Here is a 22,826-nt window from a genome sequence, read left to right on the forward strand (position 1 = left end):
GACGGTTGTGGCAGTGTCTCCCTCAATTTGCGATTCTATACCAACACGCCTTCGTGCTTCTCTGGTAAATCACCCGCTCTATGAAAACGAATCTGATCACCCGTGAAGGTTTCCACAAACTGCAGGAAGAACTGGATTTCCTGTGGCGCACCGAGCGCCCGGACGTCACCCGGAAAGTGACCTGGGCAGCAAGTCTGGGAGATCGGTCGGAAAATGCCGATTACCAGTACAACAAGCGCCGTCTGCGAGAAATCGACCGACGGGTCAGACACATCCGGAACCGGCTTGAAAACGTCCGGATCGTGGATTACGCCGAGACCCAGGAAGGCCGGGTGTTTTTTGGCGCCTGGGTCAGGCTGGTGGACGACGAGACCTCACTGACGTTCCGGATCGTGGGTCCGGATGAGATCTATGAGCGCAAGGACTACGTCTCGATTGACGCGCCCATTGCTCGCGCTTGCCTGAAGAAAGAGGAAGATGACGAAGTCATCGTGCGGACTCCGATGGGCGAGAAAACCTGGTACGTCGATCGAATCTGGTATGAGGCGGGCGAGGCGTAAACCAAAAAAAACCCCGTAAACACGGGGTTAAGGCTAGCGCTGTGCTGGAGGGAGAAGCAAGCAATGGATGAGACTTGCTTCAACGTCTTCAGTTTCCATTATGCACAGACGGGGTTACAACAGAGTGGCCGGCGAATTACCTTTTAGACAGGCATTTGCGACCCGGGGCCATGCTGAAATTAGGTTGTACACTCTAGCCGCCGAGGTTAGCGTGCGAGCATGGATTCCTATCACGATTTCAAGTCACGGAGCTTGTAAATGAACACGCAGAAACTGCTGAACATTGCCCTGGAGGGCGTAGACACCATTGGCTATCGGCTCGACCAGATGGGTATTACCGGCAAGGTTAACCGCCACAACATCGCGGCGTACCTGATGGCGGAACAGAAATACCTGGAAGGCGAGTGGGACAGCATCCAGGCGCGAGTGGGACGCCGCCGGTCCCAGCTTGATCACATCACCCACTCCCTGGAAGCGCGTGCCGACGCGCTGATTGGTCCGATTCTTGAGCGGGTCAACCGGTTTCGGGCCAATCAGTAAGATCAGACGTCGCTGGTTTTGGGAGGATTGGGCGAGCCCTCCTCCCCCGACCCCGCAGCCAACTCGGCCTGTGTAGCCTTGATGCGCTTGCTCACACCGGTGAAGGCCGGCATGTGAATGGAAACCGTCAGCCCGGGCGGGGTTTTGCCCGGGTATGTATCGCTCAGCACGATGTGGCCCTTGTGGATTTCGGCCACCGCGCTGACCAGGCTCAGTCCCAGGCCATTGCCTGGTAATGAGCGGCTTTTTCCAACCCGATAGAAGCGCTGGAACACCTGATCCTTCTCGTCGTCGGGAATGCCGATGCCACTGTCTTTGACCTCAAAGATGGCGTCGGCCCCGTCCCTTCGAATCGCCACCCCGATGATGCCATGCTCTGGCGTGTACTTGATGGCGTTGTCGATCAGGTTGCTGATCATCTGGAACAGCAGGTCACGGTCACCTTCAATCATCACGCCCTTGTTCAGTCGCTGCTCGAAGGTCTGCTCCTTGTCCTCGGCCAGCGCCTCATACAATTCGCAGGCGTCGGTAACCAGTTCATCAAGAGAAACCGGCTTCATGTCAGCGGTGTTGCCACGGGTTTCCAGGCGCGCAATTCGAAGCAGGGCGTTAAAGGTTGCCAGCAACTGATCCGCTTCTGCCACGGCACGACCGGCCTGTTCCCGGGCCTCGTCGTTATCCACGGACATCAAGGTGCTTTCCAGCTGGTTTCTCAGCCGGGTCAACGGCGTCCTCAAATCATGGGCAATGCTGTCGGACACGTGCCGGATGCCTTCCATCAGATACACAATGCGATCGAGCATCTGGTTCAGGTTTTCCGCCAACTGATCGAAATCGTCGTCGGTGCCCCGGGTGGGAATCCGCAACGAAAGATGGCCATTCATGATCCGCCTGGAGGTGTTGTTGATCACCTCGATGCGCCGGGTCGTACTCCGGCTCATCAGAAAGCCGCCGAGCAGCGCCAGCGCCAGGGTAATCCCCATCCCCCAGTTGATCGCGGTTTCAATCACCCGCTTGAGGTTGGTCAGCTCATCGACATCGCGGCCCACCAGCAACCGCAAGCCGCCCTGCACCTCGAAAATCCGGGCACGGGCCAAACGTTCCGGGCCATTCCAGCCGACGGCTTCATCCAGCGTGAAGTTGATCCAGCCACTGTCGGAGCGGGAGCCCTGGGGCCAGGATTCGATGTTTCCGGCGAGTTTCAGGAAATCGTCGGTGGTCAGGAGGTAGATAGACTTGGCGTTGGGGTCGCGTGAGACCCGCTCGCGGATGATGGTAATAAGGCCATTAACGCCCCGGCCGCGGTACTGTTCCGCCAGGCCGGCAATTTCCGCTTCAATGGTTTCGTCCGTCTGGGCCGTCATGAAGCCCGCTGTACGCCAGTAGATGAAGGCCAGTAACAGGAATACTGAGGTGGCAAAAACCACCATGTACAGCAGAGCTAGCTGGAAGGACGAGGTTCTGAGTTGGCTAAGCAGTTTCACGCAACATGTACCCTGCACCCCGAATGGTTTGCAGTAAGGGTGTATCGAATTCCTTATCGATCTTCGCCCGCAGGCGGCTGATGTGCACGTCGATCACGTTGGTCTGGGGATCGAAGTGATAGTCCCACACCTTTTCAAGCAGCATCGTACGGGTGACGACCTGTCCCGCATTGCGCATCAGGTATTCAAGAAGGCGAAATTCCCGGGGCTGGACATCGATGTTGTGGCCGGCTCGCTTGACCGTGCGCGCCAGCAGATCCATCTCCAGATCGGCGACCCGCAGCACCGTTTCGGTTTCGGCGGTCTGCCGGTTACGGCGCACCAGGGATTCAATCCGGGCCAGTAATTCGGTGAACGAGAACGGCTTGGTCAGGTAGTCGTCACCACCGCCGCGCAAACCTTCAACCCGGTCGTCGACGTCACCCAGCGCACTGAGGATCAAGACCGGCACCTGGTTACCCGTCGCCCGCACGGTTTTGATAATGGACAGGCCGTCCATGCCCGGGAGCATGCGATCGACAATCATGATGTCGTAGTCCTCACTGGCGGCCATGAGCATGCCGTCTTTCCCGTCGGCCGCATGATCCACGACGAAGTCTGACTCTCTCAGCCCTTTCACCAGATAATTTGCTACATCCTGATCGTCTTCGATTACCAGTGCTTTCACCGGTTTTCCTCCCGATAGCGGATTTCATTAATTACCGACAAGGGTACGAAGAAGTCAGAGGGCCGGCCAGTTACGATCTTGTAAGAGGGTGTCGCCTATGGCGACGGTCGAGACCCTCCGGAAAACCATCCCAGACTGTCGCCAGTCTCCCCCGAAGGCCGGTATTCCGCGCTTACCCAGCCTTCATAACCCATGCTGTCGATTGCCTCGAAAACATTCGAAAAGTTAATCTCGCCCGTTCCCGGCTCATGTCGGCCGGGATTATCGGCAAACTGAATGTGCCCGATCCATGGTAACAGGCATTCCATTGAACGTATCAGGTCCCCTTCCATGATCTGCATATGGTAAAGGTCGTACTGCAGGCGGACGTTGTCGGCATCGACGTCTTCGATCAGCGCGAGCACCTTGCCCGAGGTGTCCAGAACAAACCCGGGCATATCCACCCGCGAGTTGATGGCCTCGAGACACAAGGTGATGTCCTCGGCCGCAAGCCTTTCCGCAGCGAACGCCACGTTGTCGACCAGCGTCTGCCACGCCACATCGTCGGGCACCGACGCCGGCTTCAGCCCGGCAAGACAGTTCAACTGCCTGCAACCCAGCGCCCTGGCGTACTCGACAGCCTGATCCACGCCGGCGCGGAATTCGTCCACCCGGTCCGGTAAACAGGCGATGCCCCGCTCACCGGCGTCCCACTGTCCCGGCGGCAGATTGAACAGCACCTGGGTGAGCTCGTTGTCGCGCAGGACCCGCCCCAGCAGATCCTTGGGATAGGCGTAAGGGAACAGGTACTCAACGCCGTCAAAACCGGCGGCGCGGGCACGGGCAAAACGTTCGGTAAAATCCACTTCCGTGAACAACATCGACAGGTTGGCGGCAAAGCGAGGCATGGTTTTACTCCTTCGGACCGCGGCCCAGGGAACCCAGACGCGATCCATTCAGATGCTCCAGTTCCAGCAGCAGGCCGCTGTGGTCAACGTCACTGTGCCCGTTGGCGATCAGCGACAGGTATTCATTGTGGACCTGCTGGGACAGCGGCAACGTCAGCCCCTCCGCACGGGCTTCGTCCAGGATCATGCGCATGTCCTTGAGCTGGATTCGGGCCGGCGCACCCGGCGAAAAATTCCGGTCCAGCATCCTCTGCCCGTGCAACTCCAGAATCCGGCTGCCGGCGAAGCCGCCCATCAGGGCCTCCCGGACGGCCGCCGGATCGGCGCCGCCCTTGGCGGCGAGCAGCAGCGCTTCCGAGACCGCGCCGATGGTGATGCCCACAATGGCCTGGTTGGCCAACTTCGCCAACTGGCCTGCCCCAACCGGCCCGATTCTCGTGCAGGTACCCAATACCGCAAAGACCGGTTCCGCACGGGCAAGGTCCGCCTCGGAACCTCCGGCCATGATACTCAGGCGGGCCTCGGCCGCGCCCAAAGTGCCACCGGAGACCGGGGCATCAATGTAGCCGGCCCCCTGCTTGCCGGCGAGTTCGGCATGGCGACGGGCCAGGGAAGGCTGAACCGAGCTCATGTCAATCAGCAACGCGCCCGGCTTGAGCGCGCTCAGCGTGCCCCGCTCCACCAGCACCTGCTCCACGACATCGCTGTTCTCCAGCATGGTAATTACCACGTCCGCATCGCGCACCGCCTCGACCGGTGAGTTGGCAATCTCGGCGTCACCGGAGAACGACTCACATTTGCTGGCAGTGCGGTTCCAGAGCGTCATCGGGAATCCGGCATCCAGCAGATTGCGAGTCATGGGTGCGCCCATCAGGCCAATACCGAGGAAAGCGATGTGCGGTCGTGCTGAGGTCATACCCGTAAATTCCCTGCCGTGGTCCGAAGAATGGAATGTTGTCGATTATACAAACAAAAACGCCACCAACCGGAACGGTGGTGGCGTTTTCAAAGATCCGCTTGGAATCCCTGGACTCAGGCCACTTCGGCCATCTGATTCCGGATCTTCTTCATGGCGTTCTTTTCAAGCTGGCGAATCCGCTCGGCGGACACCCCATACCGATCCGCCAGTTCGTGCAGTGTGGACTTGCTGTCCGACAGCCAACGCTCCCGAAGGATATCCTGACTGCGAGCATCCAAACCTTCCAGAGCTTCCATCAGGCGGCCGTTTGAATCCTGGGTCCAATCCGCATTCTCGAGCTGGGTGGCCGGATCGCTGCGACGATCTTCGAGGTAGTACGCCGGTGCCTGGTAGGCGTTGTCCTCGTCGTCGTCCATCGGTCCGTCAAAGGCGGTATCCTGGGAAGCCAGACGCCCCTCCATCTCACGGACAACACGGGGCTCTACGCCAAGATCGGCGGCCACGGCATTCAACTCGTCGTGATTCAGCCACGCAAGCTTCTTCTTCTGGCTGCGAAGATTGAAAAACAACTTCCGCTGGGCCTTGGTGGTCGCAACTTTCACGATCCGCCAGTTGCGCAGGATAAACTCGTGAATTTCTGCCTTGATCCAATGCACCGCAAAGGACACCAGACGGACACCGTATTCCGGGTTGAAGCGTTTCACGGCCTTCATCAGGCCGACGTTCCCTTCCTGGATAAGGTCTGCCTGAGCCAGGCCGTAGCCGGAGTAGCTTCTGGCAATGTGAATCACAAAACGCAGGTGAGACAGCACCAGTTGACGGGCGGCCTCTACGTCGCCCTCGTAATGCAGTTTTTCGGCGAGCTCTCGCTCTTCATCTGCCGTTAGTACCGGAATGCGACCCGCAGCCTGAATGTAAGACTCGAGATTGGCACCCGGAACCAGTCTGTCAACCAGCTGTAAACTCGTACCCATGCTTTAACCTCCGAACCTGACAGCGACCAAATATAACAAGTAACAATTTGACTGCCAAGAACCTGAAAAGTTCCCGAATCTTTCAGTAAAACGTTTAAAATCAACTATCTGAAAAATTCACCGTGGCTTTCGCTAACTCCGAAACTACGTCAGGGCCACCCGCACTTTCAATACGGTTTTCCCGCTATCCGGATCATCCGCCGGCGATTTCACCGGGCTCAATATCGTCCAGATGCCGCTTCACTGCGACCCAGGCGCCTAGCCAGCCTAGCAGCATCGCGACAATAATCAACGCCAGGGCCCCATCGAAGCTTAGTCCGCTCAGGGAGAATTCGCTGCGATACAGGCCCGCCAGACGTTCAATCGGTCCACTCAGCCACCAGAGTGATACCTGCAGCAGCACCCACGCCACAACGCCGCCGCCCAGACCGAACCACGCACCGGTGTAGAGAAATGGCCGGCGCACGAAGGCATCCGTACCACCCACCAGCTTGGCCACCAGAATCTCGTCGCGGCGATTTTCAATGGCCAACCGAACCGTATTGCCGATCACCAGCACCACAGCCGCCGCCAACAGCAGCGAAAGCGCCCAGACGGCACGGGCCAGCAAGTCGGTCATGGCATTCAGTCGCTGCAGCCAACCGAGGTCCACCTGAACGCGTTCGATGCCCTCCATCTCCTCAACAAAGCGCAGTAGCCCTTCCACGCCGGCCTCGGAACGCGCGCTCTCTTCAGGCGTGATCAGCAAGGTGTGGGGCAGCGGGTTATCCTCGAGATAATCCAGTGCATCCTCAAGCCCCGAGGACGCCCGAAACTCGGCCAGCGCGTCTGCCCGATCCACCAGCTCGACCTCGGCGACCCGACCGTCGGCGCCGATCTCGTCACTCAGTTCACGAGCATCCTCCAACGGCACATCCAGCTGAAGGTAGGCGGTCAGGCGGGCACTGCTTTCCCATCCCGCACTGACACCTTCAAGGCTGGTGAGCAGTAACAGCAGTGCAACCGGCAGCGCCAGGGCCACTCCCATCACGGTCCAGGTCATAAGGCTGGCCACCGGCGTTCGCCACATGCGCTCGGCGCTGTCGCGGGCCACTTTCCGGTGGTGGGTCAGGTAACTCTCCGCCTGCTGGCGCCAGGGTGCCCGGGACGTATTGGCACCCCTGGCCGTATCGGACTTTCGGCGTGGGTCAGTGGCCACTTACACCTCCCACGAGCGGCGTGCCGCCCGCGACCAGTCGACCGTGGTCGAGGGTCAGGGTACGGCGACCCAATTCGTTAATCAGGGCAATATCGTGCGTCGCAATCAAGACGGTGACGCCAACCTGACTGAACTGCCCGAACAGGTTCATGATGTCGGCCGACAGTTCCGGGTCAAGGTTACCCGTGGGCTCGTCCGCCAGCAGCACCGGCGGCTTGTTGACCACCGCCCGGGCAATCCCGACGCGCTGCTGTTCACCGCCAGAGAGCTGCATGGGGTTCATCTTTTCCTTGCTCAGCAACCCGACCTTGTCGAGCGCTGCCCGGACACGACGACCGGCCTCGCGGGGAGAGGCGCCCATGACTTCCAGGGGCATGGCGACGTTGTCATAGACGGTACGGTCAAACAGCAACTGGTGATTCTGGAACACCACACCAATATGGCGACGAATGTAAGGAATCTGGCGACGCGGCAAACGGTTCAGGAGCTGGCCACCGACAACGAGCTCGCCCGCGCTGGGCCGCTCCATCACCATGATCAATTTCAGCAGGGTGCTTTTCCCGGCACCGGAATGGCCGGTAAGAAACGCCAGCTCTCCCCGGTCCAGGCGAAAGTTAACCTGGCGAAGGGCCGTGTGATCACTGTCGTACCGCTTGGTAACCTGACGAAACTCGATCATGGCTGGCTACTGCTCCGGTAAAGCCGGGGATCAATCAAAAAGGGCATCCACAAACGTTTCCGCATCGAAGCTGCGCAGGTCATCAACCTGCTCGCCGACACCGATAAACCGGATGGGCAGCTGCAACTGGCGGGCGATGGCGAATACGATACCGCCTTTGGCGGTGCCGTCCAGCTTTGTCAGCGTAATCCCACTGACGCCAACGGCTTGCTGGAATACCTGGGCCTGGCTCAGGGCGTTCTGGCCGGTCCCGGCGTCCAACACCAGCATCACCTCATGGGGCGCCGTGTCGTCCAATTTCTTCATGACCCGGACCACCTTTTCCAGCTCGTTCATCAGGTTGTCCTTGTTCTGCAACCGGCCGGCGGTGTCGGCAATAACCACATCAACGCCCCGGGACTTCGCGGACTGGATGGCGTCGAAGATAACCGAGGCGCTGTCCGCCCCCGTGTGCTGGGCAACAACCGGGACGTCGTTACGCTCACCCCAGACCTGCAGCTGTTCCACCGCGGCGGCCCGGAAGGTATCCCCAGCCGCCAGCATGACTGACTTGCCCTCGTTCTGGAACTTCTTGGTGAGCTTGCCGATGGTGGTGGTCTTGCCGACCCCGTTCACACCGACCATCAGGATGACGTAGGGCTGCTTGCCGGCATCGATCGACAGGGGCTTGGTGACATCCTTCAGCAGACCATGCAGCTCGTCCCGCAGGGCTTTACGCAAGGCCTCACCGTCCTTGAGCTGATTGCGCTCGAGCTTGTCGGTCAGGGACTCAATGATTTCCGAGGTTGCCGTGACACCCACATCCGCCATGAGCAGTGTGGTCTCGATTTCCTCCAGCAGGTCCTCGTCGATTTTCTTGGTCAACGAGAACAGGTCGGACATGCCGCCGGTCAGGCTCGCCCGGGTCTTACCCAGGCCCTGCCTGATGCGCTCGAAGACGCTGAGCTGGGGTTCGGGCTCGGGTTTGGGTTCAACTTTCTCGGGCGCTGGCGCTACCGCGGCAGCTTCGGCGTCGGGACTCTTCTTCTCAACCGGCTTGGCCGTTGCCGGACCCTCGGCCACCTCAGGTTTGCGCTGGGGCACCGGTTTCGGACGCGGCGCGCGGCGGCGGTTGGCCACAATATCCAGAACAAATACGAGCACAAGAAGGGCCAGTAGGCCGATTGAAATCCACTCTGCCGTCATAAAGTCATACCATCAATCTGAATGGGCGGGACAAACAAGGCCGACATTCTAGCAGACTGTCCCGGTTAAGTGAGGGGCACAGGCATTATCACGCCCGGTCCGGTTTCGGCTACCATGCTGCCCCGACGACACCAAATCAGAACTGCTTCTGGAGCTGACACCATGGCGAGCAGAAAACCCGCCGGCCGGAGCCCGTCGAACAGGCCACCCCGCGAATCCGCCCGCAACCGGGATGGTATGGGCGAACTGCGCATCATCGGTGGCGACTGGCGCAGCCGGAAACTCCGATTCCCCGATGCCGGCGGGGTGCGACCAACCCCCGCCCGGACCCGTGAAACCCTGTTTAACTGGCTGTCGTTCCAACTCGCCGGGAGCGACTGCCTGGACCTGTTTGCCGGTTCCGGTGCCCTGGGTCTGGAAGCCCTGTCCCGGGGCGCCGGCCGTGCCACCCTGGTCGACCACACCCCGGCATTGGCCCGGGCCCTGCGTGACAATCTCCGGTTGCTGAAATCGGACCGGGGGGACGTGGTCTGCGCGAGCGTGGATACCTTCCTGGCTCACCGCGACCGCGGACCCTTCGACATTGTCTTCATGGACCCGCCTTTCCGACAGGGATGGCTGGAACGCATCGTACCCCTGCTGGATGAACAGGGCTGGCTCAAGCCGAAAGGCTGGGTGTACATCGAGCACGAAAGTGACATGACCACACCGGCCGTCCCGACCCATTGGCATCTTCATCGCCAGAAAACCGCCGGCCAGGTGACCTACTGCCTGTTCCAGATTCGGCCAGACGACGAGTAACCCCGCCTCTTCGAGGCCAGAGACGTTTCCACCAGCCACAAAAAACCCCGCCGAAGCGGGGTCATTGGATCAGGCGGCTGGCCTGAGGGAGTAGGCGCGAAGGTGCTCCGCAAATTCCTCCAGATAACGGATGCCACTGGCTTCCGCTTCCCTGCACCACTCCATCAGCGCATGCAGTTTTTCCTGAGGCTTGAGCCCCCGCTGGCGCCACAGAGCCTGCAGCTCATGGCTCTTTTCGTAAAGCTGGCGCAGCATCGCATTGCGCTCCAGCACCGACTCCAGGGTTTCCTTCTCCTTCGGATGGATCAGGGAAACCTCCCGGGACAGCAGCTGTTTCAGCTTGCGATAACGGGGCCGGATCTCGTCGTCCATCAGTGCCTTCTGCTGACGCAGGGCCGGCTCCATCACCCGCTTGCGGTACTGACGCATGATGTCGAATCGATTATTGGCGATGGCCTGCACCGTTTCCACATCCACCTCCTGCTTGCCCGGCACGTAGTGGGCAATCGGACGATAACCCTTGGGCTTGGCCAGACCAAACAGCTGGAACAGGCGGATATAGCCCCAGCCGATATCGAATTCGTACCAACGCCTGGACAGCTTGGAGGAGTTGGGGTAGGTGTGGTGATTGTTGTGCAGCTCCTCGCCGCCAATCAGGATGCCCAGCGGTGAAATATTACGGGCATTGTCGGCGCACTCGAAATTACGGTAACCGAACCAGTGGCCGATACCATTAACCACACCGGCTGCCCACACTGGAATCCACATCATCTGAAGCGCCCAGATCCAGATGCCGTTAACACCGAACAGCGCCAGATCAAGCCCGGCCATCAACACGATCCCCAACATCTTGTAGCGACTGTAGACGTTGCGTTCGATCCAGTCTTCCGGGGTGCGCTGGCCGTAACGTTCCAGGGTTTCCGGAGTAGCGGCGGTGGCGTAGAGCTCGGCACCTTCAAACAGAACCTTCCTGATCCCAAGCACTACGGGGCTGTGGGGATCTTCCTCGGTTTCGCACTTGGCGTGGTGTTTGCGGTGGATGGCCGTCCACTCCTTGGTGTTCTGGGCAGTGGTCATCCAGAGCCAGAACCGGAAGAAGTGCTTGAGCACCGGATGCAGGTCCAGTGAATTGTGGGCCGAATGGCGATGCAAATACAGCGTAACACTAACGATGGTGATATGGGTCATACCCAGGGCAACGAGAATCAGCTGCATCACCGACAGGTCAAGAAGACCGTTAAACCACATATAAATTCCTCAATTCAATTCAGCGGTTTGCACCACCTCGCAAGGCACGACGAAAGGGATTATTCGACTCTCGACGGAAAAAACAAACCAACACTGTCACTTTAGCTTACGCCTGTTCGCTGTCACAACAGCATTTGGCTGCAAATTTGTTACTGATTACACTTAATCCGTTTCCTGCCCCACGGTCAGCGTGCGGACCAACGATCGTTTTTCGCCCGGGAGTATCGCCGAGTGCCTGAATTACCCGAAGTTGAAACCACCCGACGCGGCATCGCCCCCCATTGTGAGGGCCAGACCATCACCCGGGTTACCGTGCGCAATCCCAGCTTGCGCTGGCCGGTACCGGATGATTTGCCCCAACGACTGGAAGGCCAGATCATCCGGAACGTCGACCGACGGGCCAAATACCTGTTCCTGAACCTCGATGGTGGCACTGTGATAGTGCACCTGGGAATGTCCGGTAGTCTGCGCGTGATTACCGACGACACGCCCCCGCTGCCCCACGACCACGTCGAACTGGGCCTGGCCTCCGGAGTCACGCTGCGCTTCAACGACCCGAGGCGATTTGGATGCTGGCTCTGGACCGATGCCGCCAATCATCATCCACTGATTGCCAGCCTGGGGCCCGAACCGCTGTCGCCGGAGTTCAACGGCCCGATGCTGTACCGTCTCTCGCGCGGCAAACAGTCCCCCGTAAAGTCCTTCATCATGGACAACCACGTGGTTGTCGGGGTGGGCAACATCTACGCCAACGAAGCCCTGTTCAAGGCCGGCATTCACCCCAAACGGAAAGCCGGGCGCATCAGCCTGGACCGCTATCACCGACTGGCCGAGGCGATCCGCGAGACTCTCAGTGCCGCCATTCTGATGGGTGGCACCACCTTGCGGGACTTTGTGAACAGCGACGGTAAACCGGGCTACTTTGCCCAGTCCCTGCTGGTTTACGGCCGTACCCGCGAGCCATGCCGGGAGTGCCAGACACCGCTGAAAGAGATTCGCATGAACAACCGCTCCACCGTCTACTGCCCCCGATGCCAGCGCTAGAACCCGACACAAATGCACATTTTGCAACGAAAAATCGTTTGAAAATACGCAAATATGATTCATAGTTAACAGAGAATTCATGCCCTTCGTTTACACTGGGCAGGCGTATTGAGCGCTCAAACCGGCGCGGCCGGAACCCTAGGGGCCGATAAGTTCAGGAGACAGTACAATGACCCGCAAGATTTCCCGCACATTGATGGCCACGCTGGCCGCCTGCCTGATGGCATTCTCTTCCGTTGGGCACGCTCGCGCGGTGGACGAAACCCCCTCGGCCCTGGCCATGACCGGTGATGCCATTTTCGCCCGCCCGGTTCTGTTTGCCACCACCATCATCGGCAGTGCCGTGTACCTGGTATCCCTGCCATTTTCCCTGCTGGGCGGCAACGCCGGCGAAGCAGGCGAAGTGCTGGTAATGGGCCCGGCCAAAGCGACGTTCGTGCGCTGCCTGGGCTGCTCCCGCACTGGCCGCAAACCGGAATCGGTGGAACAGACCAGCAACTGATCCGCCCGGATCCGTACTATCCCGGCTTGCCAAGGCCGGGCTTCTCCGGCAGCCTGAAGAAAATTTCTCAGGCTGTTTTGGTTTATGGTGGACTGGTCTTCCCTCGACACGGTGTTCCTCGACATGGACGGGACACTGCTCGATCTGCACTTCGATAACTACTTCTGGTTGGAACACCTGCCCAGGCGTTACGCCGAACAGAATGACCTTGCCCCCCAGGCCGCAAAGGATCACCTGATCCCGATGATCATGGCCGAACGTGGCTCCCTGAACTGGTACTGCACCGACTATTGGAGCGATCGGCTTGCCCTGGACATAACCGGGCTCAAGGCGGAGGTTGGCGATCGCATCGGTTACCGGCCCCACGTCATTGACTTCCTCCAGGCACTGAAAGATTCGGGACTGCGCTCGGTGATTGTTACCAACTGCCATCCGGATCCACTGCGCCTGAAGCTCGAGCACACCGGGCTGGAGCACCGCGTGGACGCTATCGTATCCAGCCACCAGCTGGGCAAGGCCAAGGAACACCCGGAATTCTGGCAGGACCTGCAACACCGGGTGCCCTACCAGGCCCGGACCACTCTCATGGTGGACGACAGCTTCCCGGTTCTGGAAAGCGCCCGCCGGGCCGGCATTGCCCAATGCCTCGCGGTTCTGTCGCCCGACAGCCAACAGGCGGCGCATGCCCACCACCCGGAGATCCCCGGCATTCATCATTTCGATGAAGTGCTTCCCGCACTGCGTCAGCGCCGATCCCTGCCATCCGGTCAATGAGCGGGTTATAATCAGGGCATACGCTCATCAGGTGAGGAGACATGACGGCATCCACCGCTGACGAACAACGTGTAAGACTCGACAAATGGCTCTGGGCGGCACGGTTCTACAAGACCCGCTCCCTGGCCAAGGAAGCCATCGAAGGCGGCAAGGTCCACTACAACAGCCAGCGCTGCAAGCCCGGCAAGGTGGTGGAGACCGGCGCCAAAGTCACCCTGCGATTGGGCTGGCAGGAAAAGGTGGTGATCATTGATGACATCAGCGACCGTCGCCGGGGCGCGCCCGAAGCCCAGAAGCTCTACCACGAGACCGACGACAGCGTGAAAAAACGCGAGGACCTGGCCTGGCAACGAAAAACCATGCAGGCCGCCCAGTTACCGCCGGCACGCAGACCGTCCAAGAAAGATCGTCGCGACATCCAGCGCTTCCGTGAGCAGAACAACATCTGAGCCCTTTCAGCAGGCCCCGGGACCAACACCGGGGCACGATTGAACCCAATTCAGCAGTCAGTTTTTCAGGAGAAACACCATGGCATCCCGCGACCAATTCCAGCGCTTTATCTTCGAGGACAGCCAAGTCCGGGGCGCCTGGGTACAACTGGATGAGAGCTACCAGGAAATCGGCAGCCAGGCGCCCTACCCTGAATCCATCCGGGACCTGCTTGGCGAAGCGCTGGTTGCGAGCGTCCTGATGAGCAGCACCCTGAAGTTTGAGGGCACCCTGTCACTGCAGGCACAGGGCGAAGGTCCCCTTCGAACCCTGATGGCCGAGTGCAGCCATGACCGCTACATTCGCGGGCTGGCACGGTTCGACGAACACGCCATGAGCGAGGAAGATTTTCACAACCTGCTGGGCGAGGGACGGATGGCCATCACCATCACTCCCAACAGGGGTAACCGCTATCAGGGCGTCGTCCCGAGGGAAGAGAACAGCCTGGCCGGCTGCCTTGAGGAATACTTCGAACGCTCTGAACAGATCTCCACCAGCCTGATCCTGTTTGCCGACGAAAACCGGGCGGCGGGACTCTTGCTCCAGCGCCTGCCGGGCGCCACTGACGGCGACAATGACCTGTGGGACCGAGTAAACCACCTGGCCCGCACAGTCGAGCAGTCGGAACTGCTGGAACTCGACAGTGAAACCATACTGCACCGCCTGTTCCACGAAGAGACCGTGCGACTGTTTGACCCGGAAGCCGTGGCGTTTCGCTGCAGCTGTTCGAGGGAGCGAACCCTCGGCGCCCTCGAGGCGATTGGCAAGGACGAATGCTACAGCATCCTCGACGAACAGGGGCAGATCGACATGGACTGCCAGTTTTGTCACGCACACTATCGCTTCGATAGAAATGACATTGATCATCTTTTCACCGGCCATACGCTACACTAAAGGCTTTTAGGATGGCCCGAAAGCCAGTCATGACGGGGTGTTAAGGGTTGTCGTTTTTTACCGGCGCCTCTGGCATAATAGCGCGCCTGAATTGACCCGATTGCTCAGATTTCCGCCAGTTTATGGGGGGGCGGCCCGAGCAATCACGAAGACATTCCCAAGGGCGAGGTCGAAGTGAGCAACACTTATAATGATCTGAGTACAGCACGACTGGTCGAGCTGGCACTGGCACGTAACGAAGGCCAACTGGCTGCCAACGGTTCACTTGTTGTGAAAACCGGCGAGCGGACTGGCCGGTCTCCCATGGATCGATACATCGTCGAAGAACCGAGTACGTCCGACGATATCCACTGGGGACCCATCAACCGCCCATTCGACGCCGACAAGTTCGACGCCCTCTGGGATCGCGTTGAGGCCTACATTGCCGAGAAAGACCAGTTCGTATCCCACGTTCACGTCGGCTCAGATCCCGAGCACTACCTGCCGGTCAAGATGACCACTGAAACGGCCTGGCAGAACCTGTTTGGCCGCAACCTGTTTATCCGTCCGGACAGCTACAACCCGGCCGACAAGCAGGAATGGCAGATCCTGAACGCCGCCAATTTTGAGTGCGATCCGGAGCGTGATGGCACCAACAGCAACGGCTGCGTGATGATCAACTTCGCCAAGCGCAAGGTCCTGCTGGCCGGCATGCATTACGCCGGTGAGATGAAGAAAGCGATGTTCTCCGTCCAGAACTTCCTGCTGCCGGAAAAAGACGTACTGCCCATGCACTGCTCGGCAAACGTCGGCGAAGACGGCCAGACCTGCTTGTTCTTTGGCCTGTCCGGCACGGGCAAGACGACCCTCTCCGCCGACCCGCATCGTTTCCTGATTGGCGACGACGAGCACGGCTGGGGCCCGGGCACAGTCTTCAACATTGAAGGCGGCTGCTACGCAAAGTGCATCGATCTCTCCCAGAAGAACGAACCGATCATCTGGGACGCCATCCGTTTCGGCGCCATCGTTGAGAACGTCGCCATCGATCCGGAGACTCGCGAGCCGGACTACACTGACGTGTCCCTCACCGAGAACTCCCGCTGCGCCTACCCCCTCGAACACGTTGAGAAACGCGTGATCGAGAACCGGGCCGGCGAGCCGTCACACATCGTCTTCCTGACCTGCGACATGACCGGCGTACTGCCCCCTGTGTCCATCCTGTCCAAGGAAGCGGCGGCCTATCACTTCCTGAGCGGCTACACCGCTCTGGTGGGCTCCACGGAAATGGGGTCGTCCTCCAAGCTCAAATCCACCTTCTCCACCTGCTTCGGCGCGCCGTTCTTCCCGCGTCCGGCCGGCGTTTACGCCGAACTGCTGATGAAGCGTATGGACGAGTTCGGCAGCAAGGTCTTCCTGGTCAACACTGGCTGGACCGGCGGCCCATACGGCGAAGGCAGCCGCTTCAGCATTCCGACCACGCGGGCGATCATTGCCGCAATTCAGAATGGCGACCTGGACGACGCCGAAACCGAACATTTGCCGACCCTGAACCTGGACGTGCCCAAGCGTGTGCCGGGCGTGGATTCCGAGCTGCTGAACCCGCGCAACACCTGGGTAAGCCCGGACTACTACGACGGCAAGGCCGAGGAGCTGATCGCCCAGTTCGTCGACAACTTCAAGAAGTTCGACGTTTCCGACGCCATCGTCGAGGCCGGCCCGAAGCTCTGAGGCAAGGCCTGACCCAGAAAAAAGCGCCCGGCGAGAGCCCGGCGCTTTTTTTATGCCCCATTGAGCGCCAATGGTACTGGGGCCATCCTTCAAGCGCGGGGCATACCCCTTGTCCGCGGGTTTGTGGCACAGTATGGGCTGACGCACCGCCTTTTATCTTCACAACACGGTCCTGGTATGAAAGACACCCTTCGACAGCTTTGCTCGCCCATTCTCAAACCCCTGGAATCCGGAGACGTTGGCCCCAATTACAAGGCCTCTCACCGCACCATCCTGAACGTGGTGGGCCTGCTGTTCCTGACGCTCTCAACCATTTCAGCCGGTGCGCTGATCTACACAGGCCAGTATGGCGCGCTCATTCCGGTTGTCGTCTTCCTGGGTATCGGTGGCCTCTCCGTGATCGTTGGGACCCTGGGGACCGATGCGGCGGTGTCGCGAATGTGGGGCAATCGCTGAACCGCTGACCGGAACCGTATCCCCTTCGCTCTGTCCAAGCGTCGAAGGGGGGAGTGAGGCAAGCATTCTGAACGCACGTTTTGATGTCGTGTCTCGGAAGGAGAGACGGGCATGGAAACTCCGAGCGTAATCGAACCCGAAGCGACCGCACGCGCCTATGAGGCGCGACTGGTACCGGCGCTGTTTCAGGATGTTGCGAAACAGCTGGCCGACGGAGCGGCGGTTCATACCGGCCAGGATGTTCTCGACGTGGCCTGCGGCACAGGCATTCTCGCCCGGGCAATTTCACGGCGCTTCGAAGGCCTGGGCTCGGTAACCGGCGTGGATCTCAACCCGGGCATGCTTGCCGTGGCGCAATGCAAAGCACCGGGCATCCACTGGCAGCAGGGCGATGCGGAGGCACTTCCCTTCAGCGATCGTACCTTTGACGTGGTGGTCAGCCAGTTCGGCCTGATGCTCTTTCCGTCACCGACACAGGCACTGCGCGAGATGTATCGGGTTCTCAGACCCAGGGGACGCTTGACGGTCGCCGTGTTCGACTCGATCACTCGGGTACCGGCGTACCAGGTGATGTCGGCGGTCTATAGCCGGATTGTCGATCCCGCCATCGGTCGGGCGCTGCAGCGTCCCTTCTCGTTGGGCGACACCCGAAAACTCACGGCGTTGTTCGCCGACGCCGGCATCAGTGCACCGGACATCAGAACCCTGGAAACCACCGCCCGATTTCCCGAAGTGCGAGACATGGCGCTCGCCGACATTGAGGGCTGGTTTCCGTTCGCCGATATCCACCTGGACGAGTCCACCATCGAGGCCGTGATTGAGCAGGCTGAAGCCGCGCTTCTGCCGTTTTGCACGGATCGCGGCACCGTTGAGTTCCAGGTGCCGGTCCACGTCCTCAGCGCCGTCAAATTCTGACGGGCATCAACATCGCGATCACGCCGGATATGTCAGGCGTAGAACATCAGGGGCACAAAGGCCACCACCAACAAAGAGATTCCCATGGCAATCAGCGGCATGATGATGCGTTCATGACGCTGGTAGAAAGTTCCGGTCTCCTGCTGGGCCGCCATGACTTCTGCCTCACCCACGACCTGACGGGTGAGCAGGTGGTTCAGGGCCACTGGCGGGCTCAGATACCCGAGTTCAAAGGCAACGAGGGTCACCATCCAGAAGTGGATGGGGTGGATACCGCTGCTGTAGGCAATGGTGGCAACGGTTGCCGTTACCAGGATGACAGCACCGAAGGCATCCATGATCATGCCCAGCACGACCAGAATCACCACCATCAGGAGCATGGCGGACCAGGCACTGTCGAATGCCTGCGGAAAACTCTGCATGATGTGGGACCGCTCAATCACTCCGCCAATGCTGACGGACAGGCCCAGCAGCAGAAGCAACGCGCCAATCTCCGCGGTGGTGTCGTTGGTGGCCCCCCGGAGGCTCCGTTCCAGCCCCTGATGATGGATCTCGCCGGACGCCCTGCCCCGGGTGTTCTTCAGGCTGATGTGCTCATAAACCAATACCGCCAGCATCATGACCGGCAACAAGCGCGGTGCGGAGAATTCATCCATGGTCACGTCCAGCGCGTAGCGATACAGCAGGACGACGGCGGCAATCACCAGCACGTAGGGAACCAGCGGCTTGAGTGCCTGGAGCATGGCCGGGAACGCCACCGATGACGGCGCCAGGTCAAACTGACTTTGCCGATTAACCGTCAGCGCCACCAACATGAACATGGTGGCCGTCAGGACAAACACCCAGATACCCCAGCCAAACAGCTCGTCGGTGGTGACTTCCCGGTTCAGGTAGGCGATGACCACCACCAGGAGACACGGACGCAGAACCACCCCGAGGGACCCCGACATGGCAGTCGCCGCCAGCGCCAATTGGCGCCGGGCACCGGCTGCCCGAAGCTCACTGTAGATCACGGCACCGGCGGCAATCACGAAGATCCCGGACGCCCCGGTATAGGCGGTCGGAATCGCCGCCACCAACACCGCCACGACCGCCAGCATCTCCGGCGGCATACGCCAGGGCCGGAACACATTGAACACCAGGGTCGCCAGCCGCGTCTGCTTGAGCATCATGCCCACCCAGACGTAAAGCCCGACGTTCAGGAACATGTCCGCCAGTTCCATCATCTTGCCCAGATAGATGCCAATGCCCGAAGCATGGCCGATCAGGGCAAAGTAAGTCCCGGAAATCAGGCACATCACGGTGTACAGCGGCACGGCCAGGAAGGCCTTGTTGAGGCTGCCGCCGTCCTGCAGGTCTTCCGGCACCCGGATCAGTCGGTACAGGCTGGCCAGGGTCAGACAGGCAAAGCCCACGATCCAGAAGTTGTGGAGCAACAGCTCCTCGGACGACACCGAGGTTTCAGCGCCCAGGGTCGACTGGCGAAAAATAACACTGGAGCCCAGCAGCATGGCGTTGGCAATGGTCTGCAGGGTATGGGAAACGGTGTAGTCCAGGCGGGTTTCCATGGCGCGCATGGCAATGTGATGGCGAGTCAACGTGGCGGTCACGGCACACAGCATCACGAGTATCACGAGAATATAGCGCTGCGAGGACAACCCGAAGGCAATTAGATCGGCCACGAACAGTTCCACGGCGCGGTAGGCCTTCACCCCCGGCGTCAGTTGCCCCTGGAGGCTCTCAAAACTCAGATACGCTTCCCGGCAGTCGGCCACCGAGCGCTCGATGGCGAGCCGGACTTCCGCGGGATCCTTCTCCTCGGCCCCCAGCAAAGCCGCCATGGGGTCATCGGCGGCCGGCGTTTCGGCGAGTTCGGCAGCGACCGCGGCATCGATATCCCGGTTCGGATTACAGGTGGGCGCCACCGGGTCCATGCGCAACTTGTAGTAACCACTCCAGAGCTGCTCGCCACCGCGCAGCATCTGGTTGTGGATGTCGCTACTGGTGGAAAAGATCACCACCGCCAGCAGCAACAGGCACGCGGGCAACGAGGAGAACCACTCCAGCCCGCTACGGCGCAAACCAACTCTGGAAACAGCTACATTCTGGGACATGGGATTCTTACAGCAGATCGTCCAGGTTCATGGTTTCCACCTCTTCCTGCTGGTCGTCCCAGAAGGTGCCGAGCTGGCCCAGCGGCGTGCGGTGACCCGTGTTCTCCACCCACAGACGATCGGAAATGGCGACGATCATGTCGGTGGCCATGGCATCGACAAAGCGCCATTCGGCATTGGCCGGCGTTTCGTCCAGGGACTGAGCGTGGTCGCGGATGACGCTCTTCACCATGTCCTGATCACCCTTGTTAATGGCGGCGATGGCATGGAACACGTGGGGCAGGCGGACGCCCGCGGCCTCGCCCTGTTCATCGGCAATGGCCAGGCGTTCAAAGGCATCCTCGCCCTCGGGCTGGGCTCCGGGAATCATCGCCCAGACCGTCGCCCGCAAGGCCATCGGCGCCCCCCACCACTTGTCGTTTTCGAGGCAACTGGTGGCCCGGGCCACAATCGAACCGACATTGGCCGGCACCCCGATGGACGACGTGGACTGAATCTGGGCATTCAGCGCCTGCAGGCCAGAGAGCAGACCCGCCATGTAGATGAATTCGTCCTTGTCATCATCGAAGTCCGGGCACTCGCCGTTCCCGGGCTCGCCGTAGTAGGCATTGTGGTGCTTCCAACTTTTGAAATAGCGCTCGGAGGCCAGCACATAGGCCCGCTTCTGGCGGATCAGGGCATCCTCGGCTTCGTTGGCATTCATGGCATGCATGGCCGCCAGGCCATCCAGTTCGAATTCCCGCGCCTTTTCCTCCGCGCATCCCCCGGCGGACAGGTAAAGCATCACCGCCAACTGGTCCGGCTCCGAGGTAACCCGACCAAAGGACATCAGCAGGGGCGCGGTGGCCTCGCTCATGGCACAGCCCATGGCCAGATCATTGCTCTCCATCAGGTAGGGCACGGTATGATCCCGGGAAAAGCCCTGCATCACGTCGCCGGTGGTCTTGTAGATCATATTGTTGACCACACCGCAGCCACTGAGTACCGCACTCGCCACCAGGGCCGTCGTGAGTGCCTTGAGCCGGGGCCAGGCGTGGGAATGTGTCAGGGAGGACATGGGGGGCTGTGTCATCGCTACGTCACCTTGCGTTTTTTGTTCTCGGGCCTTTGTTACAGACTGTAACCACGGCCGCATTATGGCCCACAAGATCCTGTTTTTATGAGACCGACGCCGCAAATGGCGCCAATCATGCCACTTTCATGGGGTACCGGGGTTTGCACATCGGTCGCTGACCCACTATAGATGGAAACGACCGCACGGCTTACTGCCGGCGGCCAGCACCCAGACCAAAACAGAAATAAAAAAAGGAGTACCTGATGCGCAAACCTGAACTCGCTGCTGCCATTGCTGATCGAACCGGCCTCACCCGTGAGAAAGCCGCCGAGGTGATTACCGCCTTTACCGATCAGATTTCAGCGGCCGCCTCCCGGGGCGAAGATGTCACCCTGATCGGTTTTGGCACATTCAACATCCGCGCCCGGGAAGCGAGGGATGGCAGAAACCCGCAAACGGGCGCCACCATCCGCATCCCCGCAAGCAAAACGGTTGGCTTTAAAGCCGGCAAGGCCCTCAAGGAACAGATCGGCTAAGGCCAACGGGCCCGCAGTCCGCGGGCCCGCATTCATCCGCACTGCATTATCAGGAAGCACACTCCGAGCGAGTCCCGTCCACGCGGCAACGGATTGCTTTCATCAACTTGATCGCCCGCTCGTCGTAGACACCATCCTCAAGCAGTGACAGGCGCACCTTGCGCAGCATCTTGTCGTACTCGGCGGTATCTTCCTGCGGCAGCGTCATCCACACGTCATTCGGAATCTCCGCCTCGGCCTGGGCAATGATGTCGTAGGCCTGATCAATCCGCTTGATGGATTCGTCACGTACCATCTGGCCGGCCTCGTCGGGGAAACGGTCCCGGTGGATGATCACCTGGAAATTCATGTAGCCCAGGGCATATTTGACCACGGCGCCGTTGGGCTGGACCCCCTTGTAGAGTTCCAACGGGGTATAGGCAACGGCCGGCGCGTAGGCCAGGTCGACACTGCCGTTGTTGAATTTACCGGCAAAGTTCGCGGAGTTGGAACCGACGACAGAAGCTCCGACGTGCCGAACCATGCGAACCGAGGCTTCATCGTAATCGAGGGTGGCGACGCGCTTGCCCTGCAGCTTTTCCACCGAATCGATGCTGCGGTCGCGGGTATGCAGGTAAATGGCCCCACCCGGGAAGACACCCGCCACTTCGTAGGGGCCGTCGATGAGGAACGGACGTGCCTTGGACTGGCTCAGGGTGTTGTAGAGCAGTCGCATCTCTTCTTCACCGGGTACCGCGCCCATGGCCTCCAGGCTTCCGGTGAACTTGTTGAACTCTCGGGCGCGGGTCCCGGTCAACAAAACGGCATCGCACTGGCCCGCCTTGAAATCCTCGGCCGCGACCTTTTCATCGGTATAAGCCCGAAGGTTCAGCTTGATACCCTGTTTGAGGGCAACGGGCTGGAAAGTTTTCGTGATGGCGAACAGGGGGCCATTGGCGCCCACCGGATCGAAAACGCAGAAGCTGCGTTCCAGTGGCTCATTCTGCGCCTGGCTCAGTGAGGGGAACAGAAGACTGGCACACAGGGTGGCAGCCATGGCCACCCGTTTTGGGAAGGTTGCTGATTTCACGGGATGACTCCTGATTTATTATTGTCGGGTCCCGATACGTCCGTGTGTATCGAATGACCCGCTTTCCTTGGCCGACGTTAGGCCGCCACCCGTAAGAATACGTTGGCACAGGTGCCTGTCATCAAGGGCT

The 22,826-nt window shown here is 60.0% G+C and carries 24 protein-coding genes; 12 read left to right on the top strand and 12 right to left on the bottom strand.

The window, feature by feature from the left end:
* The first annotated feature begins 80 nt into the window (after positions 1-80).
* Both greB and KXD86_RS10230 read left to right on the top strand, forming a co-directional pair.
* Positions 81-560, top strand: a complete 480-nt coding sequence (gene greB, locus KXD86_RS10225; protein ID WP_218635919.1) for a transcription elongation factor GreB — start codon at positions 81-83, stop codon at positions 558-560.
* A gap of 258 nt (positions 561-818) precedes the next feature.
* Positions 819-1,100: a hypothetical protein gene (locus KXD86_RS10230; protein WP_218635920.1), complete on the top strand. Its 282-nt coding sequence runs from the start codon at positions 819-821 to the stop codon at positions 1,098-1,100.
* A gap of 2 nt (positions 1,101-1,102) precedes the next feature.
* On the opposite strand, the gene KXD86_RS10235 is transcribed toward KXD86_RS10230, so the two are convergent.
* The 8 genes from KXD86_RS10235 to ftsY all read right to left on the bottom strand — a co-directional run bounded on the left by KXD86_RS10235 (position 1,103) and on the right by ftsY (position 9,093).
* A complete protein-coding gene (locus KXD86_RS10235) occupies positions 1,103-2,584 on the bottom strand; it encodes a sensor histidine kinase (protein ID WP_218635921.1) in 1,482 nt (493 codons plus the stop codon).
* Complete coding sequence (locus tag KXD86_RS10240) at positions 2,571-3,251, bottom strand: winged helix-turn-helix domain-containing protein (protein ID WP_218635922.1); 681 nt, start codon at positions 3,249-3,251, stop codon at positions 2,571-2,573. The genes KXD86_RS10235 and KXD86_RS10240 overlap by 14 nt, the downstream gene beginning before the upstream one ends.
* Before the next feature lie 95 nt (positions 3,252-3,346).
* Positions 3,347-4,138: a hydroxypyruvate isomerase gene (gene hyi / locus KXD86_RS10245; protein ID WP_218635923.1), complete on the bottom strand. Its 792-nt coding sequence runs from the start codon at positions 4,136-4,138 to the stop codon at positions 3,347-3,349.
* A 4-nt stretch (positions 4,139-4,142) separates the two neighbouring features.
* The gene (locus KXD86_RS10250; RefSeq protein WP_218635924.1) at positions 4,143-5,054 is read right to left on the bottom strand and encodes an NAD(P)-dependent oxidoreductase; all 912 of its coding nucleotides are present in this window, start codon (positions 5,052-5,054) and stop codon (positions 4,143-4,145) included.
* Between the two features lie 116 nt (positions 5,055-5,170).
* On the bottom strand, positions 5,171-6,031 hold the full coding sequence (gene rpoH, locus KXD86_RS10255; protein ID WP_218635925.1) for an RNA polymerase sigma factor RpoH: 861 nt from the start codon (positions 6,029-6,031) through the stop codon (positions 5,171-5,173).
* A gap of 193 nt (positions 6,032-6,224) precedes the next feature.
* Positions 6,225-7,229 carry a permease-like cell division protein FtsX gene (ftsX, locus tag KXD86_RS10260; RefSeq protein WP_218635926.1) on the bottom strand — a complete coding sequence of 335 codons (1,005 nt, stop codon included), beginning with the start codon at positions 7,227-7,229 and terminating at the stop codon, positions 6,225-6,227.
* Positions 7,219-7,908 carry a cell division ATP-binding protein FtsE gene (ftsE, locus tag KXD86_RS10265; RefSeq protein ID WP_218635927.1) on the bottom strand — a complete coding sequence of 230 codons (690 nt, stop codon included), beginning with the start codon at positions 7,906-7,908 and terminating at the stop codon, positions 7,219-7,221. The genes ftsX and ftsE overlap by 11 nt, the downstream gene beginning before the upstream one ends.
* Positions 7,909-7,938: 30 nt before the next feature.
* Positions 7,939-9,093, bottom strand: a complete 1,155-nt coding sequence (ftsY, locus tag KXD86_RS10270; protein WP_218635928.1) for a signal recognition particle-docking protein FtsY — start codon at positions 9,091-9,093, stop codon at positions 7,939-7,941.
* Between the two features lie 162 nt (positions 9,094-9,255).
* Between ftsY and rsmD the strand changes: the two genes are divergently transcribed.
* A complete protein-coding gene (gene rsmD, locus KXD86_RS10275; protein ID WP_218635929.1) occupies positions 9,256-9,894 on the top strand; it encodes a 16S rRNA (guanine(966)-N(2))-methyltransferase RsmD in 639 nt (212 codons plus the stop codon).
* A 69-nt stretch (positions 9,895-9,963) separates the two neighbouring features.
* Here the strand turns inward: rsmD and KXD86_RS10280 are convergent, their stop codons facing one another.
* Positions 9,964-11,142, bottom strand: a complete 1,179-nt coding sequence (locus KXD86_RS10280; protein WP_218635930.1) for a DesA family fatty acid desaturase — start codon at positions 11,140-11,142, stop codon at positions 9,964-9,966.
* Between the two features lie 231 nt (positions 11,143-11,373).
* Here KXD86_RS10280 and mutM point away from each other — a divergent pair, with 231 nt between their 5' ends.
* From mutM to KXD86_RS10320, 8 genes are all read left to right on the top strand, one after another.
* Positions 11,374-12,186: a bifunctional DNA-formamidopyrimidine glycosylase/DNA-(apurinic or apyrimidinic site) lyase gene (gene mutM / locus KXD86_RS10285; protein ID WP_218635931.1), complete on the top strand. Its 813-nt coding sequence runs from the start codon at positions 11,374-11,376 to the stop codon at positions 12,184-12,186.
* A gap of 169 nt (positions 12,187-12,355) precedes the next feature.
* Complete coding sequence (locus KXD86_RS10290) at positions 12,356-12,688, top strand: hypothetical protein (protein ID WP_218635932.1); 333 nt, start codon at positions 12,356-12,358, stop codon at positions 12,686-12,688.
* Positions 12,689-12,772: 84 nt separating this feature from the next.
* Complete coding sequence (gene yrfG, locus KXD86_RS10295) at positions 12,773-13,462, top strand: GMP/IMP nucleotidase (RefSeq protein WP_218635933.1); 690 nt, start codon at positions 12,773-12,775, stop codon at positions 13,460-13,462.
* Between the two features lie 41 nt (positions 13,463-13,503).
* The gene (hslR, locus tag KXD86_RS10300; protein ID WP_218635934.1) at positions 13,504-13,911 is read left to right on the top strand and encodes a ribosome-associated heat shock protein Hsp15; all 408 of its coding nucleotides are present in this window, start codon (positions 13,504-13,506) and stop codon (positions 13,909-13,911) included.
* A 79-nt stretch (positions 13,912-13,990) separates the two neighbouring features.
* Positions 13,991-14,845: an Hsp33 family molecular chaperone HslO gene (gene hslO, locus KXD86_RS10305; RefSeq protein ID WP_218635935.1), complete on the top strand. Its 855-nt coding sequence runs from the start codon at positions 13,991-13,993 to the stop codon at positions 14,843-14,845.
* A gap of 174 nt (positions 14,846-15,019) precedes the next feature.
* Positions 15,020-16,552 carry a phosphoenolpyruvate carboxykinase gene (locus KXD86_RS10310; RefSeq protein WP_218635936.1) on the top strand — a complete coding sequence of 511 codons (1,533 nt, stop codon included), beginning with the start codon at positions 15,020-15,022 and terminating at the stop codon, positions 16,550-16,552.
* A 177-nt stretch (positions 16,553-16,729) separates the two neighbouring features.
* Entirely contained in the window at positions 16,730-17,008 is a 279-nt protein-coding gene (locus tag KXD86_RS10315; protein ID WP_218635937.1) for a hypothetical protein, read from the top strand.
* 111 nt (positions 17,009-17,119) lie between these two features.
* Positions 17,120-17,923: a methyltransferase domain-containing protein gene (locus tag KXD86_RS10320; protein ID WP_218635938.1), complete on the top strand. Its 804-nt coding sequence runs from the start codon at positions 17,120-17,122 to the stop codon at positions 17,921-17,923.
* Positions 17,924-17,955: 32 nt separating this feature from the next.
* On the opposite strand, the gene KXD86_RS10325 is transcribed toward KXD86_RS10320, so the two are convergent.
* Positions 17,956-20,037: a TRAP transporter large permease subunit gene (locus KXD86_RS10325; protein WP_218635939.1), complete on the bottom strand. Its 2,082-nt coding sequence runs from the start codon at positions 20,035-20,037 to the stop codon at positions 17,956-17,958.
* 7 nt (positions 20,038-20,044) lie between these two features.
* Entirely contained in the window at positions 20,045-20,992 is a 948-nt protein-coding gene (locus tag KXD86_RS10330) for a hypothetical protein (protein ID WP_376770974.1), read from the bottom strand.
* 362 nt (positions 20,993-21,354) lie between these two features.
* Between KXD86_RS10330 and KXD86_RS10335 the strand changes: the two genes are divergently transcribed.
* The gene (locus KXD86_RS10335) at positions 21,355-21,627 is read left to right on the top strand and encodes an HU family DNA-binding protein (RefSeq protein WP_218635940.1); all 273 of its coding nucleotides are present in this window, start codon (positions 21,355-21,357) and stop codon (positions 21,625-21,627) included.
* A gap of 49 nt (positions 21,628-21,676) precedes the next feature.
* Here the strand turns inward: KXD86_RS10335 and KXD86_RS10340 are convergent, their stop codons facing one another.
* Positions 21,677-22,663, bottom strand: coding sequence for a putative solute-binding protein (locus KXD86_RS10340; protein ID WP_228739535.1), 987 nt, complete (start codon positions 22,661-22,663; stop codon positions 21,677-21,679).
* Between the last annotated feature and the right edge of the window lie 163 nt (positions 22,664-22,826).

The sequence above is a fragment of the Marinobacter arenosus genome, assembly GCF_019264345.1.
Classification (GTDB): Bacteria; Pseudomonadota; Gammaproteobacteria; order Pseudomonadales; family Oleiphilaceae; genus Marinobacter; species Marinobacter arenosus.